The sequence below is a fragment of the Streptosporangium vulgare genome, assembly GCF_042428775.1.
GTDB classification, from domain to species: Bacteria; Actinomycetota; Actinomycetes; order Streptosporangiales; family Streptosporangiaceae; genus Streptosporangium; species Streptosporangium vulgare.
Genome location: NZ_JBHMBS010000028.1, coordinates 1 through 14417, shown reverse-complemented (window position 1 = coordinate 14417; position 14417 = coordinate 1). Strand labels below are relative to the sequence as shown.

Genomic DNA, 14417 nt, shown 5'->3' with positions numbered 1-14417 from the left:
CACCGACGTCATCGCGGACGCCGGCACCGCGCGCCGTACGCCGAAAACGCCGTCCGGGCGGCACGCCGGCCGGACGGCGGTACGAGGTCGCGCCGAACGCGGGGTCACGTTGGACGCGAGGTCACGTCGGAGGCGGGTTCATGCCGGAGGCGGGTCGCCTCGGACGCGAGATCGCCTCGGACGCGAGGTCACGCCGTCATGCCGTCACGCCGGAGAAGCCGACGCCGGGCGTCCCTCCCCGCTCTCTCGGCCCTCCCCGCCTTCCCCGCGCAGGTAGCCGACGACCATCTCGCCGACCATCCGGCGCAGCCTGGCCCGGTGCTCGGGCGCGGTCATGTCGCGGCCGAACAGCGCGCCGAACGTGTGCTGGTTGGCCACCCGGAAGAAGCAGAACGAGCTGATCATCATGTGCACGTCGATGGCGTCGGCCTCGGTGACGAAGTCGCCGGACTCCTGGCCCGCGTCGAGGATGCGTTCGATGAGATCGAGCACCGGGGTGGCGAGACCGGCCAGCGCCTGTGACTTGCGGATGTGCTCGGCCTGGTGGATGTTCTCGATGGCGACGAGCTGGATGAAGTCGCGGTGCGCGTCGTGGTGGTCGAAGGTCAGCTCGGCCAGCGTGCGGATCGCCTCGACCGGGGCCAGGTGCTCGACGTCGACCGTGCGCTCGGCCGCGCGGACCTCGGCGTACGCCTTCTCCAGCACCGCGATGTAGAGCCGCTCCTTGCTGCCGTAGTAGTAGTAAATCATGCGCTTGGTGGTGCGCATCCTGGCGGCGATCTCGTCGACCCGCGCACCGGCGTAGCCGTGGCGCGCGAACTCGTGCTGGGCGACCTTGAGGATCTCCGCCCTGGTGCGGTCAGCGTCCCGCTGGCGTTCGGTGGTGGCGGGCTGCGAGGTCATTGACCCATCTTAGGATGGCCCGCGTGCTGTGCGGCGAGCCGGATCGGGGCGTTGACGGCGCCGTAGCCCCGGTAGCCGCCGACGCGCTGGACGATCTCGAAGAAGACACGTCCCACGGTGACGGTGTACATGTGCAGGAACTCGCCGTGCTCGTCCCTGTCGTACAACACGCCCAGCCGGCGCAGCTCGGGGTCCACGTCATGGCGGCACTCCAGGTCGTCGTAGTAGTTGCCCGGGATGGGCAGCAGCAGCTCCGGATGCTCGGCGCGCAGCCTGCGGGCGACGGACAGCAGGTCGCCGCTGGCCAGGGCGACGTGCTGCCACGGCGTGTCGCCCGCGCCGACCTGGGCGATGTTGAGCACCATCCGCACCTGTTCGGCGGCCCCGGCGGCCCCGGCGGCTCCGGTGGCCTCTGCGGCCTCGTCCGTGGCGCCCGCGCCGGACACCGGCGTCGTCGACATCGCCCTGCTGCGCAGCAGGCCGTAGGGGTCGGGCAGCTCCAGGCTCTCCTGCGGGTGCAGGCCCAGCACGCTGCCGTAGAACAGCGCGGCCTCGTCGAAGTGGTGCCAGGGCTGGGTGAGCGCCACGTGGTCGATGTGGGTGATCTGCCCGGGGACGGCCTCGATGGGCACGGCGGCCCCGGCGGCCCCGGCGGCCCCGGCGGCCTCGACGGCGCCTGAGTCGCCGGGGGCGCCGAAGTCGCCGAGCCAGGCGGTGTCGCAGAAGAAGAGCGCGGTGCCGTCCGGGGCGGCGATCGCGTCCAGCGAGGCGTCCTGCGGGGCGCGCTCGCGCGGGAGCACCGGCGCCAGCAGCGTCTCGGCGTGTTTGACGGCCCGCGCGGGGTCGGGGCTGTCCAGTCCGAGGGCGACCAGGGCGGGATCGGCCCCGGTGGCGTTGAGCAGCATCCGGGCCTCCCCCTGGCTCCACAGCTCGACCGGCTTGCTGGTGTGGGAGCCGGTACGGGTGAAGCCGAGCGCGCTCAGCACGCCGCTCAGGGAGCCGGCGTCGGCGAGTTCGGCGAAGGCGAAGCCGGTGGGCACGGCGGGGTGCGCCGCGCCCCGCAGGGTCTGTTCCAGGGCGATGAGCGAGCGCATGCCGTCGCGTGCGGTGCGGCCGGTGTCGGCCTGGCGGAAGTGGTCGTTGAACACCTCCAGCGACAGTGGCCCGTCGTATCCGGCGTTCAGCACGTGCTGGACCAGCCCGGCGACGTCCAGGGTGCCCTGGCCGGGAAAGCAGCGGTAGTGACGGCTCCACTGCAGCACGTCCATGGCGAGCAGCGGCGCGTCGGCGAGCTGTAGGAAGAAGATCTTCTCGCCGGGGATGGCCTCGATGCCGATCGGGTCGGAGCCGCGCGACAGGATGTGGAAGCTGTCCAGGCAGGTGCCCAGGTTGGGGTGGTCGGCCATCCGGACGATCCGCCAGGCGTGCAGGTACTCGTTGACGTGCCGGCCCCAGGCCAGCGCCTCGTAGGCGATCCGGATGCCGTGCTCGGCGGCCCGCTCGGCGAGCCGGCGCAGCTGCTCGGCGGCGAGGGCGTCGTCGCCGATCGAGGCGGGCGAGACGTTCGAGCAGACCAGCAGCAGATCCGCGCCGAGGCGCTCCATCACCCGGAACTTGCGCTCGGCCCGCTCCAGGTTCGCCTCCAGCGTGGCGGCGGGCACGGCCTCGAAGTCGCGGAACGGCTGGTAGAGGTCGATGCCGAGGCCGAGGTCGGCGGCGCGGGCGCGGATCTCCTCGGGCGGGTGCGGGCAGACGAGCAGGTCGTTCTCGAAGATCTCCACACCGTCGAAACCGGCGGTGGCGATCGCGATGAGCTTCTCGGTGAGGGTGCCGCTGACGGAGACGGTGGCGATGGACGTGCGCATGGCTCCCTCTCGGGTGGTGACGGTGGGCGGTTCTCAGCTGGTGACCAGGTCGGTCAGGTGGGCGAGCATCCGCTCGCTGTCCGGGGTGCGGCCGGTGAAGAGGCGGAAGGCGTGGGCGGCCTGGAAGACGACCATGCCCCCGCCGTCGAGCGTCCGGCAGCCCAGGGCGCGGGCCTGCTTGAGCAGCTCGGTCTCCAGCGGCCGGTAGACGATGTCGGCCACCCACAGGCCGGGGTGGAGCAGCTCGACCGGCAGCGGCAGCCCGGGATGGAGCGCCATGCCGGTGGGGGTGGCGTGCGCCAGGCCGTCGGCGTCGGCGAGCAGTCCGGGCAGGTCGTCCTGGGTGGCGGGGTGGGCCCGTTCGTGCCCGAAGCGCTCGCCCAGTCGTCCGGCCAGCTCCGTCGCCCGCCCGGGATCGGCGTCCACGACGGTGACCTGGCCGGCGCCCATGGTCAGCAGCGCGTGCGCGATCGCCGCTCCCGCGCCTCCCGCGCCGAGCTGGACGATGCGCCGGGTGGGCGCGTCCGGCAGGCCGCGCTCGAACGACTCGGCGAAGCCCGTCCAGTCGGTGTTGTGGCCGACGGCCCGCTCGCCGTCGAAGACGACCGTGTTGACGGCGCCCAGCATGCGGGCGTCCGCCGACAGCTCGTCCAGGTGCGGGATGACGGCCTGCTTGCACGGATGGGTGATGTTGAGCCCGTCGTAGCCGAACCGGCGGGCCGTGCGGACCAGCTCCCCCACGTCGTGCCCCAGGTTGTCGGTGTCGAGCAGGCGGTAGACGTACCGCAGCCCGTGGTGGGCGGCCTCGCGCTCGTGCAGCGGAGGGCTGAGCGAGGGGCCGATGCCCGAGCCGATCAACCCGGTCAGGTACGAGGCCATCAGTTCTCCCTCTTCAGCAGGTGCGCCAGGTGGGTCAGCGCGAGAACGTACCCGTGCGCCCCGGCGCCGCAGATCACGGCGTCGGCGACCTCGGAGACGAACGACGTGCGCCGGTACGGCTCACGCCGGTGGATGTTGGTGAGATGGACCTCGACGGTGGGCAGGGCGACGGCCGCCAGCGCGTCGCGCAGGGCGACGGAGGTGTGGGTGTAGCCGCCCGCGTTGATCACGATCGCGGCCGGGCCCGGCTCGTGGACGGCGTCGATCAGCACACCTTCGTGGTTGCTCTGCCGGAAGTCCACCTCAAGCCCGAGCTCGGCGCCGGTGCGGTGGCACCGCGCCTGGATGTCGGCGAGCGTCGCACCGCCGTACAGGTGCGGCTCGCGACGGCCGAGGAGGTTGAGGTTGGGTCCGTTGAGGACCAGGACGCTGGGCATCGCTCTCCAATGTACGTACTAGTACGTTAGCTGACTGGACAGGGGTGCGGACCGGGCCGGAGCGGCCACGTGACAGCACCGGGAACGTCCTTCCCGTTCACGTCCCACCTCATGTACGAACTAGTGAGTTCGTTATAGCGCATGACGCCCCGGCTTTCCAGTCGTCCTGCCACCGGCCACCCGGCCGGCCACTGTGGCGTTACACCGGGTCACCGCCGAGGAGGTGGACGGCGGCGAGCGGTTCGGGACGGCGCCCGAGGCGGGCGGGCGGGTGGACGATCTCCGGCAGGTCGCCCGGCAGCGGGTGCGCCCGGCCGGGATCGAGCCGGTATCCGCCGCAGAGGGGCACGGTGACCGCCCGCGAGCCGTCCTTCCCGGTCTCCCCACGGTCGCGGAGGCGCAGCGATCCTCGAACCGGGAGCCGTTCAGCGGTTCGCGGACGGGCGCGGTCAGCGGGGTGGCGGGGCTGTCGGCGAGCGCGTATCCGCCTCCGTGCGGCAGGACCATCATGTCGCCGACGTTCGGCGCGACGGAGGCACCGCCGTCCGGGGGGATCAGCCGACACGATCCCCGCAGGACCACCTGGAGACCGGCCGGCCCGCGCATCGTGGGGAAGCGCTGCCCCCGGGGCGTGCCACCGGACACGCGCCGAGGCGGTCGTGCGCGAGCCGTACGGCGCGACCGCCATGTCCCCGCCGCACGAGCGGGACCTCGCGGCGGTCGCGGTGCGTGCGCTCACCGGTGACGGGCACGACGGCGCGGCCTGCGAGCCGACCGGGCCCGAGGCCCGGGCCTGGGCCGAGGAGGGTCAGCCGGGCCGGAGTCAGCCGAAGTCGAAGAAGATCGTCTCCTTCTCGCCCTGCAGGTGGATGTCGAAGCGGTAGCGGTCCTCCCCCTCCCGAGCGGCGAGCAGCGTGTGCGCGCGCTCGGGCGGCAGCGAGTCGAGGAAGGCGTCGTGGGCGAGATAGACCCGGGTGTAGAGATGGTGCAGCAGGCCACGGGCGAACACGCACACGCTGATGTAGCCGTTGCCGGGCACGAGCGTGCGCAGCGTCCAGCGGCCGTCGGCCTCGGTGGGCACCCGGCCGAAGCCGGTGAAGTCGACACCGTTCCTGCCGACGACCGCGCCGTTCACCGGGTCGCGGCGCAGCGTGCCGGGCGCGCCGGTGAGGTCGCCGGACGGGGACGCCTGCCAGAACTCCAGCAGCGCGTCGGGCACCGGAGCGCCCGCGCCGTCGTAGACGTACCCGTGCAGGGTGATCCCTCCGGTGGCGATGTCACCGCCGCCGGGGAACGGGAGCGCGTAGCCGTAGAAGGGGCCGACGGTCTGCGAGGGGGTGGGGTTCACCGGCCCTCCTCCATCCAGGTGGCGGCGGGGCCGTCCAGGACGATGTCCCACCGGTAGCCGAGGGACCACTCGGGAACGGACAGGTCGTGCTCGTAGGCGGCGATCATGCGCTGCCGGGCCCGCTCGTCGGTGACGGAGTTGAAGATCGGGTCGTAGGGGAACAGCGGGTCGTTCGGGAAGTACATCTGGGTGACCAGGCGCTGGGTGAAGGCCGTGCCGAAGACCGAGAAGTGGATGTGCGCGGGACGCCAGGCGTTGGTGTGGTTGCGCCACGGGTAGGCGCCGGGCTTGATCGTGGTGAAGGCGTAGCCGCCGTCGTCGCCGGTGAGACAGCGGCCGACGCCGGTGAAGTTGGGGTCGAGCGGGGCCGGGTGGTCGTCACGCTGGTGCGGGTAGCGACCGGAGGCGTTGGCCTGCCAGATCTCCACGAGCTGGCCGCGCACCGGGCGGCCGTTCCTGTCGAGGACGCGGCCGTGCACGGTGATGCGCTCGCCCAGCGGTTCGGCGAGGTGCTGCCTGGTCAGGTCGGCGTCGAGCGCGGTGACGTCGGTGACGCCGAAGACCGGCCCGGCCAGTTCGGCCGCGTCCGGGTCCTTGAGCGCGATCAGCGGTTGCCTCGGGTGGCGGAGCACGGTGCTGCGGTAGGGGCCGTAGTCGCGGGACGGGTGGTGCGCCTCCCGGCCGTCACCTGCGCCCCCGGCCCCGGCCCCGATCTCGCGCTCGCGGAGCTCGCGGAGCTCGGCGATCTCGCGGTCGATGTCGGCCTGCGTGAGGGGTGTTGACATGAACTCCTACCTTTCGGGAACGACGGCGAGGCCCTGACCGGGACCGGCCGTCCCGGGCACGGCCCTGACGACGTGGGCGGCCGGGCCGGCCGGGCGGATGCCCGGCGACGGCCCGCTGTGACGGCCGGAGGGCACGCGCCCGGCGTCCACGACGTTCACGACGTGCACAGCACCCACGGCCTCAGCGGCGTCCACGACATTCACGGCGTCCACGGCGTCCACGGCGTCCACGGCGTCCACGGCAGAAACGACGGAGACGACGAGGCCCCTCATGCCCTCACCTCAGCGTCCGTACGATCGCGCAGCTCCGCCAGGCTCACCCCGGGCGCGGTCTCCACCAGCGCCAGCCCCTCCCCCGTGACGTCGAGGACGCCGAGGTCGGTGATGATGCGGTGGACGCACTCCTTCCCCGTGAGGGGCAGCGAGCACTTCTCGACGATCTTCGGCGAGCCGTCCTTGGCGACGTGGTCCATGATCACGATGACCCTGCGGGCGCCGTGGACCAGGTCCATCGCGCCGCCCATGCCCTTGACGAGCCTGCCGGGGACCATCCAGTTGGCCAGGTCGCCACGGGCCGAGACCTGCATCGCGCCCAGCACCGCCACGTCGATGTGGCCCCCTCGGATCATGCCGAACGACAGCGAGGAGTCGAAGAACGACGCGCCCGGGAGCACGGTCACGGTCTCCTTGCCCGCGTTGATCAGGTCGGGATCGACCGCGTCGGGCGCGGGGTAGGGGCCGACGCCGAGGATGCCGTTCTCCGAGTGCAGGATCACGTCCGTGCCCGGCGGCAGGAAGGAGGGGATCCGGGTGGGCAGGCCGATGCCGAGGTTGACGTAGTCACCGTCGCGCAGTTCGTCCGCCGCGCGCGCGACCATCTGGTCACGGCTCCAGCTCATGAGGTGGTCCCCTCTCGCTCCGCGGGCACGGAGGTGGTGCGCCGCTCGACGGCCTTGTCGGCCGCCTGCTCCGGGGTGAGCGGCACGACGCGCTGGACGAACACCCCGGGCAGGTGGATCTCGTCGGGGTCGAGCTCGGTCAGCTCCTCGACCTCGGCGATCGTGACCCGCCCGGCCATCGCGGCCAGCGGGTTGAAGTTCCTCGCGGCCTTGCCGAACACGAGGTTGCCGTGCCGGTCTCCCCTCGCGGCCCGCACCAGCGCGAAGTCGGTGGTGATGCCGTGCTCCAGCACGTAGGCCCGGCCGTCGAACTCGCGCACCTCCTTGGGCGGCGAGGCGAGCACCACCGAACCGTCCGGGCCGTGCCGCAACGGCAGCCCGCCGTCGGCGACCGGCGTGCCGACCCCGGCCGGGGTGTAGAAGGCGGGGATGCCGCAGCCACCCGCGCGCAGCCGCTCGGCCAGGCTGCCCTGCGGGGTGAGCTCCACCTCCAGCTCCCCCGTCAGGTACTGCCGGGCGAACTCCTTGTTGTCACCGATGTAGGAGGCGGTCACCCGGCCGATCCGCCCGGCCTCCAGCAGGACGCCCAGGCCGCCGCCGTCCACGCCGCAGTTGTTCGACACCACGCCGATCCCACGCACCCCCGTGTCGTACAGGGCCTGGATCAGCACGTTCGGGATGCCGCTCAGGCCGAACCCGCCCACCGCGAACGACGCGCCGTCGCGCACGTCCGCCAGGGCCTCCGCGGCCGTGGCGATCACCTTGTCTCCGCGCACGACACTCCGTTCGGCCGGTTGTTCGCTGTGCGAACTTTGGTTCATTATTGCGCACTTGAGTATCTGTACCGGCGACCGTCCTGTCAAAGCGCCTCCGCCGGCCCGGGAGGAACCGGCGCGGACACCCGGCCCCATGGGACGCGGTAGGGCCGCCATTCGCGATGCGGCCGCACCGCGAATGGCGGCCCTATCACGCGCACAGGCTCTACCGCGTACGCCAGCTCTACCGCCTCTACCGCGCACGCAGGCTCTATCGCGTACGCCGGGCGCGTCAGGCGGCTCCGGTTCGCGCGGCGGTGACGACCGCCGTGGTGTAGGGCATGGTGAAGGCGCCCCCCATCGCGTCGACGGCGTCCCCGACGCCCTCCAGCACCTCCGCGAGCCTGTCCGGCGGGAGCCAGGTGAGCGCGCCGGAGGTGGGCAGCTGGTCCAGCCACGCCTCCCGGGTGTAGGAGCACTCCCAGTCGAACCGCCACTGCTCCGGGTCGCCGAACCCGCCCACCTCGCGGATCCCGTCGGCGGCCTTGGTGAACAGCGCCTGGTATCCCTCCATGGCGTTCCCGGCCCCCTGGAAGAGGAACGGCGAGTCGGGCACCACCCGCCGGTAGACCGCGGTGAAGGCCTCCACCACGCCGGCCGGGAGCTGGAACACGTGCCAGAACGCCGCCAGCCGGCCACCGGGCCGCAGCACCCGCGCCGCCTTGGCGGCTCCCGCCACCGGGTCCACCCAGTGCCAGGCCGTCCCGGCGACGACCGCGTCGAACATCCGGCCGGCGGCGTCCCAGTCCTCGAACGTCGCCACCTCGACCTCGATCCCGCCGCGCCGCGCGAAGTCGGCCATCCGCGCGTCGGGCTCGACGCCGAGCACCTCACAACCGGCCGCCCGGAACTGTCGGGCCGCTATGCCGGTGCCGCAGCCGACGTCGAGGACGACCGGCCCCGGGCTGGCGGCGACGATCCGGTCGACCATGGCGTCGGGATAGCGGGGCCGGGCGCGGTCGTAGCGTTCGGCGTCCGAGCCGAACGACTCCGCCACCCGCCGGTGTCGATGAGGATCGTTTTCAGGAAGGGGCGCTCCGGCCGACGGTATAGTGGGCATGCGCCCACCATAGTGGGCACATGCCCACTCGTCAACGGGCGGGTTCTTCGATCGAAAGTGGGGATGCACGTGCCGACGGGGGTGGCCATGCGCGACGCGCGCGAGCAGCTGTTCGACGCCGCCGAACGCGTCCTGCTCAGGGACGGGCCGAACGCGCTGACCAGCCGGGCGGTCACCACGGAGGCCGACTGCGCCAAGGGGGTCCTGCACCGGCACTTCGCCGACTTCGACGCCTTCCTCGCCGAGCTCGTGCTGGACCGCGTCGCCCGGATCGGCGGCCAGGCCACCGCCCTGTACGACTCCGCCGGGACCGGCACCGTCGCCGGCAACCTCACCGGCGCGCTGACGAAACTGTTCGAGACGGTCGCCGTGGCGATCGTCGGCCTCGTCATCTCCCGGGACGACCTGCGCGCCCGGCTGCGCCAGGCCGGGTCGACGGGCGTCCCGGTCCTGGCGGAGGCCGGCGCCATGCTCGCCTCCTACCTCACCGCCGAGTGCGAGATGGGCCGCATCGCGGCGGACGCCGACGTCGACACGCTCGCGTTCACGCTGGTCGGGGCCGGGCACCTGCTGTACGCGGGCGCGGGGGGCACCCCGCCCGAGGACGGAGCCGTCCACAGGATCGTGGCCACGGTCATCGCCGACGTCGTGCAGAGACGGCTGCTCTGAGCCGCCCGTCCGCGCCGGCGATCCGTCACGCGGCACCGGGCGAGGGCCGGTCGGGACGACCGGCCCGCCGGCCGCGCAGACCTCCCAGCGCTCGCGACTCGCGACTCGCGGACCTGCGGGTGGACCTGGTCCACCCGCAGGTCCGCCCGTCAGTCCATCTCGACGTCGTCGAGGAGCCGGAGCAGGCGTGAGAGCACCCGGACGCAGCCGTCGACCTCCTCGTCGGTGAGGTCGTCGCCGACCTGACCGAGCATCGCGCGCTCGCGGGCGATCACGGCGCCGATGGCGGCCCCACCCTCGGCGGTCAGCCGGATGAGCGAGGACCTCTTGTGCGCCGGGTTCTCGACGGACTCCACAAGGTGCCTGGCGGCCGCCTCGTTGACCATCCGCTGCACGAACTGGCGGCTCAGCGCCTGGGCCCGGCCCATCTGCGGGACGGTCATCGGCCCGTGCCCGTGGAGCATGTTCAACACGGCCCGGACCCCGACCGACAGCCCCTCCCCCGGCACGTCCTGCTCCACCTTGCGCTGTGCCCGCCGGTACAGCGGCCCCACCAGATCGAACACCCCGGCGAGCCGGTCGGCCAACTCCACCGGCGCCTCATCCCGCCCTGTTTCGCTCACCCCACCATGATGACACCCAGGTTGTCATTTTGGCGATAAAATGACACCTTAGGTGTCATGAATGATCTGTTCTGGCGCGAAGCCGGTTCCGGCCCACCCCTCGTCCTGCTGCACGGCGGCTTTCTCAGCCATGGCATGTGGGACGCGCAGATACCCGCCTTCGCCCCGCACCACCACGTCATCGCACCCGACGCCCGGGGCCACGGCCGGTCCGCCAACGCGACCGGGCCGTTCCGCCACACCGACGACCTCGCCGCGCTGCTCCGTCACCTCGGCACCGGTCCCGCGGTCCTCGTCGGCGTGTCCATGGGAGCCGCCACCGCGGTCGACACCGCCCTGGAACACCCCGAGCTGGTCAGGGCCCTGGTCGTCGGCGGCGCCGGGACCGGCGAACCGTACTTCACCGACCCGTGGACCACCCGGACCCTCACCACCTGGACCTCCGCGATGGCCGCCGGTGACCTGGCGGCCTCGGTCGAGGCGTTCACGCTGTTCGCGGCGGGCCCGCACCGGACCCTCGACGAGGTCGATCCCGACGTCGTACGCCGCCTGCGCGGCATGGCCACGGAGACCATGGGCAAGCACACCTCCGGCGAACCCGACTGGCTCGTCCCGGTCCGCGACACCTGGGAGCGCGCCGCCGGGATCGGCGTCCCGGTGCTGGCCGTCCACGGCGCGGCCGACTCGCCCGACCACATCGGCATGGCCGAACGGCTCGCCGGAACCGTCGCCGACGGCCGCACCGTCTCCGTCGACGGCGCCGCCCACTACCCCAACATGGAACACCCCGGCGTCTTCGACGAGATCCTCACGGACTTCCTCCGCACCCTGTGACCGCGCCCTGTGACCGCGCCGCCTCCGGTCTCCCCCGCCGGGCGACCCCCTGTTCGGGCCGGGAAACCGGCTCGACGGCGTTGGCCGTACGCCGCCCCGATCTGCCCGCACAGCCCGTACCGCTGATGACCGTCCCGTTCTTCCACGTCGCCGGCCCGGGGGCGAGTTCGTGTCATGAAAGCGTCAGGACCGGCCGGGCGGAGCGGTCATCGAGATGTCCTCGCCCTCCGGGGCCTGTTCCCGCCGTGTTCCGCACCCGGGGGGGGGAGTCCCGGTCACAGGTGTCGTAGCCGATCGCGGAGTGTGCGCGCGACCTGCGCCATGAGCGCCTCGGCTCCGGGCTGGTCGATGGCCGGCACGCGGGACTCGGTGAGCACGACGACCCCGAAGACCTGGCCGTCGGCGTGCTCGACGACGCCGATCTCGTGGCGGAGGTTGAGAAGCGTCCCGGTCTTCGAGGACCACTTCGAGGCGTCGGAGCTGAAATCGGGTGCCAGCCGATGCCGCAGCACGTTGGCGGCCATGAGGGTCCGTACGCGCTCGCTGACGCCCGTGTCGATCCGGGACGGTGTCCACAGTGCCTGCAGCAGTTCCATGAGCGCTCGCGCGGATCCCGAGTTCGCGCGGGTCACGTCGAGGAGCGGGATGCGATGTCCCCGCCCGGCCGTACCCGCTTCGATGGCGAGGAAGTGGGCCAGATGGGCGTCTGTCGGGTCGAGGCGTGCCGTCGGGGCCTCGGAGAGTTCCCGCATGGTGTGACGCACCGCGATGCCCTGGAGCCCCAGCCCGTGCAGCAGCGCCGAGACCTCGGCGGGCGAGGTGAAGGCGAACAGCGCGTCCGCGGCCGTGTTGTCGCTCACGGCGATGCTGAGGTAGAGCAGGTCGTCGATGGCGATCCGGGCCGGGTGCCGGAACCTGCTCAGCCCGGTCGGCCCCGAGGTGGTGATCGCGCCCGGTCGCACGGTCACCTGCGTGGAACCGTCGAGTTCGCCCCTCCGGATGCGTTCGAGGGTCGCGACGGCGAGCGGGATCTTGACGAGCGAGGCGATCGGGAACTCCAGATCCGGCTCGATACCGACCTCCTCTCCGGAACGCAGGTCCCGGACCAGGAACGATCCGCTCAGCCCGGCGTCGTCGAGCGTTCGCCGGAGTTCGCGGATCAGGTTCTCGACGTTCACGGCGTCTCTCCGTCCTGGTCGTGCGCGCCCAGGCAGCGTGCGATCGCGTGCCACAGCCGGGTCCGGATGCGTTCCGCGTCGTCCCTGACGGCGGCGGTGACGTCGAACCCGCGGACGAGCTGGATCTCGCCGACGGGGCGCCAGTGCAGACCCAGCTCCTCGGCCTGTTTGGGCGAGCACAGCAGGAGATCCGTCGAGCCGAGGACCTCGGCGGTGGCGGCGGCGAGCGTGGCGGAGACGGTGACCTGCGCGGGCTGGAGACCGACGGCGTCCCGGATCCGGAACATCCGGTCGCGGATGTGCGGGACGTCGTCCTCCGGCTGGATCCAGATCCGGCTCCTCCGCGACGACCGCGCGGCCCGGCCGACCCGGAGGGCCTCGACGTAGACGGTGTCCGCGATCTGGTCCGTGGCGCCGGCGAGCCCGAGCCTCACCGACCAGGTCGCGTCGTCCGACGGTACCGCCGCGAGGGCGGCGCGGGCCTCACGAGAGCGGACGAGCTCCGTCCGCCCGGCCGGGGCGGCGGCGTGAAGATCGAGATAAACGCCGTTCCGGCGCGCCTCCGCGTCGAGGCGTGCCAGATCGCGCGTGGTGCAGACGTCGGGGACGGCGAGGCGAAGGGGATTGAGCTTGGCCTGTTTCGCCTCGTGCTCCATGTCGTCCGCCAGGCGCACGAGGCGCTTCGCCGACGGCAGCATGTCACGGCCGAACTGCGTGAGCGTCGCTCCGCGCGACGACCGGTCGAACAACCGCTCCCCGAGGTGTTTCTCCAGGGCGGCGATCCGGCGACTCGCGACCGACTGCGGCACCCGGGTGGCCGCCGCGCCCTCCGTGAAGCTGCCGCGCTCGCTCACGTTGACGAACGCTCTGCACGCTCCGAGGCGGTCCATGACGTAAGCGTATGCCATTTCAGCATGGAACCGATCGTTTCTGTCTTTGACGGCATCAAAGGGCGACGCGAGACTCCCATCGAATCCCATCCGCCGCCGGAAGGCATCGCATGCCCACTCGTCCCGTCCGACGCGCCACCCTCTCAGCGCTGGCCTCACTCACGCTCGTCCCCTTGGCGGGCGCCGCCTCGGCCGCCCATGCGACCACCGCTCCGCCGGTGACGGCACCGGCGCCGGTGGCCGTGTCCATGGTGTCCATGGTGTCCACGCGCACCGATCGGGTCTTCGAGGAGCTGCGCACGCTGGAGGCGTCCTTCAAGGGCCGGATCGGCGCGTACGCCGTGGACACGGCCACCGGCAGGACGGTGACGTACCGGGCGGGTGAGCGTTTCCCGCTGCTGTCCACCTTCAAGGCGCCCCTCTGCGCGGGCGTGTTGCACAGGGCGCGCACTTCCCGGCCCGGCCTGATGAACAAGGTCGTCAAGTGGACGGCCGCCGACGTGAAGCCCGGCTCGCCGGTCACCGAGAAGCACACGAACGACGGGCTCACCGTCGCGCGGCTGTGCGAGGCGGCCATCACCCGGAGCGACAACACCGCGGCCAACATGCTGCTGAGGCAGATCGGCGGCCCCGCCGGGCTCACTCGCTACTTCCGGACGCTGAAGGACCCGATCTCCCGGCTGGACCGGTGGGAGACCGAGCTCAACGGCTGGAGTCCCAAGGAGAGGCGCGACACCACGACGCCCGCGTCCATGGGCCGTGACCTGCGCGCGATCACGGCCGGGAACGCCCTCGACGCCAAGGACCGGGCGCGGCTGAACACCTGGCTGATCGCGAACACGACGGGGGACGAGCGCATCCGCGCGGGCCTGCCCAGGACCTGGACGGTCGGCGACAAGACCGGCACGAACTCCGACGGGTTCGGCGGCGGGCACGACATCGCCGTCATCTGGCCCAGGAAGGGCGCCGCCCCCGTCATCATGGCGATCTACACCAACCGCGCCCCGGGCCTCGCCACCGACAACCGGACCATCGCGAAGACCGCCACCATCCTGGCCCGCGGGCTCGGCAGGCTCTGATGTCCGGCAGGGGGACGAAGATCGGGCGTCTGGTGGCGATCGGGGCGGCGGCGGGTCTGCTGGTCGCGGGGATCGCGTTGCCGGCCGTGGGAGGCGCGGGCCTGGGCTTCGTGTCGGCGACCAACGAGCTGAATCTCAAACCCACCGACCTCG

The 14417-nt window shown here is 72.3% G+C and carries 17 protein-coding genes and 1 pseudogene; 3 read left to right on the top strand and 15 right to left on the bottom strand.

Annotated features, from left to right (window positions below):
• Positions 1-204: 204 nt before the first annotated feature.
• The 12 genes and pseudogenes from ACFFRH_RS36115 to ACFFRH_RS36060 form a co-directional block, all read right to left on the bottom strand.
• Positions 205-903: a TetR family transcriptional regulator gene (locus ACFFRH_RS36115; protein WP_344745757.1), complete on the bottom strand. Its 699-nt coding sequence runs from the start codon at positions 901-903 to the stop codon at positions 205-207.
• Positions 900-2768, bottom strand: coding sequence for a sugar phosphate isomerase/epimerase and 4-hydroxyphenylpyruvate domain-containing protein (locus ACFFRH_RS36110; RefSeq protein WP_386161978.1), 1869 nt, complete (start codon positions 2766-2768; stop codon positions 900-902). Before ACFFRH_RS36110 ends, ACFFRH_RS36115 begins: the two co-directional genes overlap by 4 nt.
• 33 nt (positions 2769-2801) lie before the next feature.
• Positions 2802-3647: a shikimate dehydrogenase gene (locus ACFFRH_RS36105; protein WP_344745758.1), complete on the bottom strand. Its 846-nt coding sequence runs from the start codon at positions 3645-3647 to the stop codon at positions 2802-2804.
• Positions 3647-4084 carry a type II 3-dehydroquinate dehydratase gene (aroQ, locus tag ACFFRH_RS36100; protein ID WP_344745759.1) on the bottom strand — a complete coding sequence of 146 codons (438 nt, stop codon included), beginning with the start codon at positions 4082-4084 and terminating at the stop codon, positions 3647-3649. Before aroQ ends, ACFFRH_RS36105 begins: the two co-directional genes overlap by 1 nt.
• A 199-nt stretch (positions 4085-4283) precedes the next feature.
• Complete coding sequence (locus tag ACFFRH_RS36095) at positions 4284-4433, bottom strand: cupin domain-containing protein (RefSeq protein ID WP_344745791.1); 150 nt, start codon at positions 4431-4433, stop codon at positions 4284-4286.
• Between the two features lie 119 nt (positions 4434-4552).
• A pseudogene (locus ACFFRH_RS36090) lies at positions 4553-4690 on the bottom strand (cupin domain-containing protein); the annotation flags it as partial.
• Between the two features lie 217 nt (positions 4691-4907).
• Complete coding sequence (pcaG, locus tag ACFFRH_RS36085; protein ID WP_344745760.1) at positions 4908-5432, bottom strand: protocatechuate 3,4-dioxygenase subunit alpha; 525 nt, start codon at positions 5430-5432, stop codon at positions 4908-4910.
• Positions 5429-6217, bottom strand: coding sequence for a protocatechuate 3,4-dioxygenase subunit beta (gene pcaH, locus ACFFRH_RS36080; RefSeq protein ID WP_386161975.1), 789 nt, complete (start codon positions 6215-6217; stop codon positions 5429-5431). The genes pcaG and pcaH overlap by 4 nt, the downstream gene beginning before the upstream one ends.
• Positions 6218-6223: 6 nt before the next feature.
• Entirely contained in the window at positions 6224-6490 is a 267-nt protein-coding gene (locus ACFFRH_RS36075) for a hypothetical protein (protein ID WP_344745762.1), read from the bottom strand.
• Positions 6487-7116 (bottom strand): CoA transferase subunit B, encoded by a 630-nt coding sequence (locus ACFFRH_RS36070; RefSeq protein ID WP_344745763.1) that lies wholly within the window; start codon positions 7114-7116, stop codon positions 6487-6489. The genes ACFFRH_RS36075 and ACFFRH_RS36070 overlap by 4 nt, the downstream gene beginning before the upstream one ends.
• Positions 7113-7892 (bottom strand): CoA transferase subunit A, encoded by a 780-nt coding sequence (locus tag ACFFRH_RS36065; protein ID WP_344745764.1) that lies wholly within the window; start codon positions 7890-7892, stop codon positions 7113-7115. The genes ACFFRH_RS36070 and ACFFRH_RS36065 overlap by 4 nt, the downstream gene beginning before the upstream one ends.
• Before the next feature lie 271 nt (positions 7893-8163).
• Positions 8164-8991, bottom strand: coding sequence for a class I SAM-dependent methyltransferase (locus ACFFRH_RS36060; protein WP_344745765.1), 828 nt, complete (start codon positions 8989-8991; stop codon positions 8164-8166).
• A 63-nt stretch (positions 8992-9054) separates the two neighbouring features.
• Here ACFFRH_RS36060 and ACFFRH_RS36055 point away from each other — a divergent pair, with 63 nt between their 5' ends.
• Positions 9055-9660: a TetR/AcrR family transcriptional regulator gene (locus ACFFRH_RS36055; protein WP_425581755.1), complete on the top strand. Its 606-nt coding sequence runs from the start codon at positions 9055-9057 to the stop codon at positions 9658-9660.
• A gap of 149 nt (positions 9661-9809) precedes the next feature.
• Here the strand turns inward: ACFFRH_RS36055 and ACFFRH_RS36050 are convergent, their stop codons facing one another.
• Positions 9810-10283 (bottom strand): MarR family winged helix-turn-helix transcriptional regulator, encoded by a 474-nt coding sequence (locus tag ACFFRH_RS36050; protein WP_386161972.1) that lies wholly within the window; start codon positions 10281-10283, stop codon positions 9810-9812.
• A gap of 57 nt (positions 10284-10340) precedes the next feature.
• Here ACFFRH_RS36050 and ACFFRH_RS36045 point away from each other — a divergent pair, with 57 nt between their 5' ends.
• Positions 10341-11117: an alpha/beta fold hydrolase gene (locus ACFFRH_RS36045; RefSeq protein ID WP_386161970.1), complete on the top strand. Its 777-nt coding sequence runs from the start codon at positions 10341-10343 to the stop codon at positions 11115-11117.
• A 275-nt stretch (positions 11118-11392) separates the two neighbouring features.
• Here the strand turns inward: ACFFRH_RS36045 and ACFFRH_RS36040 are convergent, their stop codons facing one another.
• Both ACFFRH_RS36040 and ACFFRH_RS36035 read right to left on the bottom strand, forming a co-directional pair.
• Complete coding sequence (locus ACFFRH_RS36040; protein WP_386161968.1) at positions 11393-12295, bottom strand: serine hydrolase; 903 nt, start codon at positions 12293-12295, stop codon at positions 11393-11395.
• On the bottom strand, positions 12292-13185 hold the full coding sequence (locus ACFFRH_RS36035; protein ID WP_386161966.1) for a LysR family transcriptional regulator: 894 nt from the start codon (positions 13183-13185) through the stop codon (positions 12292-12294). The genes ACFFRH_RS36040 and ACFFRH_RS36035 overlap by 4 nt, the downstream gene beginning before the upstream one ends.
• 110 nt (positions 13186-13295) lie before the next feature.
• On the opposite strand from ACFFRH_RS36035, the gene bla reads away from it, so the two are divergent.
• Positions 13296-14264 (top strand): class A beta-lactamase, encoded by a 969-nt coding sequence (gene bla, locus ACFFRH_RS36030; protein ID WP_344745772.1) that lies wholly within the window; start codon positions 13296-13298, stop codon positions 14262-14264.
• Positions 14265-14417 lie beyond the last annotated feature (153 nt).

Excerpts from the sequence above, each read along its gene's own strand:
- ACFFRH_RS36035 (WP_386161966.1), bottom strand. The coding sequence starts at position 13,185 with ATGGACCGCCTCGGAGCGTGCAGAGCGTTCGTCAACGTGAGCGAGCGC.
- pcaH (WP_386161975.1), bottom strand. The coding sequence starts at position 6,217 with ATGTCAACACCCCTCACGCAGGCCGACATCGACCGCGAGATCGCCGAG.
- ACFFRH_RS36110 (WP_386161978.1), bottom strand. The coding sequence starts at position 2,768 with ATGCGCACGTCCATCGCCACCGTCTCCGTCAGCGGCACCCTCACCGAG.
- ACFFRH_RS36105 (WP_344745758.1), bottom strand. The coding sequence starts at position 3,647 with ATGGCCTCGTACCTGACCGGGTTGATCGGCTCGGGCATCGGCCCCTCG.
- ACFFRH_RS36070 (WP_344745763.1), bottom strand. The coding sequence starts at position 7,116 with ATGAGCTGGAGCCGTGACCAGATGGTCGCGCGCGCGGCGGACGAACTG.
- ACFFRH_RS36045 (WP_386161970.1), top strand. The coding sequence starts at position 10,341 with ATGAATGATCTGTTCTGGCGCGAAGCCGGTTCCGGCCCACCCCTCGTC.
- ACFFRH_RS36060 (WP_344745765.1), bottom strand. The coding sequence starts at position 8,991 with ATGCCCACTATACCGTCGGCCGGAGCGCCCCTTCCTGAAAACGATCCT.
- ACFFRH_RS36075 (WP_344745762.1), bottom strand. The coding sequence starts at position 6,490 with ATGAGGGGCCTCGTCGTCTCCGTCGTTTCTGCCGTGGACGCCGTGGAC.
- ACFFRH_RS36115 (WP_344745757.1), bottom strand. The coding sequence starts at position 903 with ATGACCTCGCAGCCCGCCACCACCGAACGCCAGCGGGACGCTGACCGC.
- aroQ (WP_344745759.1), bottom strand. The coding sequence starts at position 4,084 with ATGCCCAGCGTCCTGGTCCTCAACGGACCCAACCTCAACCTCCTCGGC.
- bla (WP_344745772.1), top strand. The coding sequence starts at position 13,296 with ATGCCCACTCGTCCCGTCCGACGCGCCACCCTCTCAGCGCTGGCCTCA.
- ACFFRH_RS36055 (WP_425581755.1), top strand. The coding sequence starts at position 9,055 with ATGCACGTGCCGACGGGGGTGGCCATGCGCGACGCGCGCGAGCAGCTG.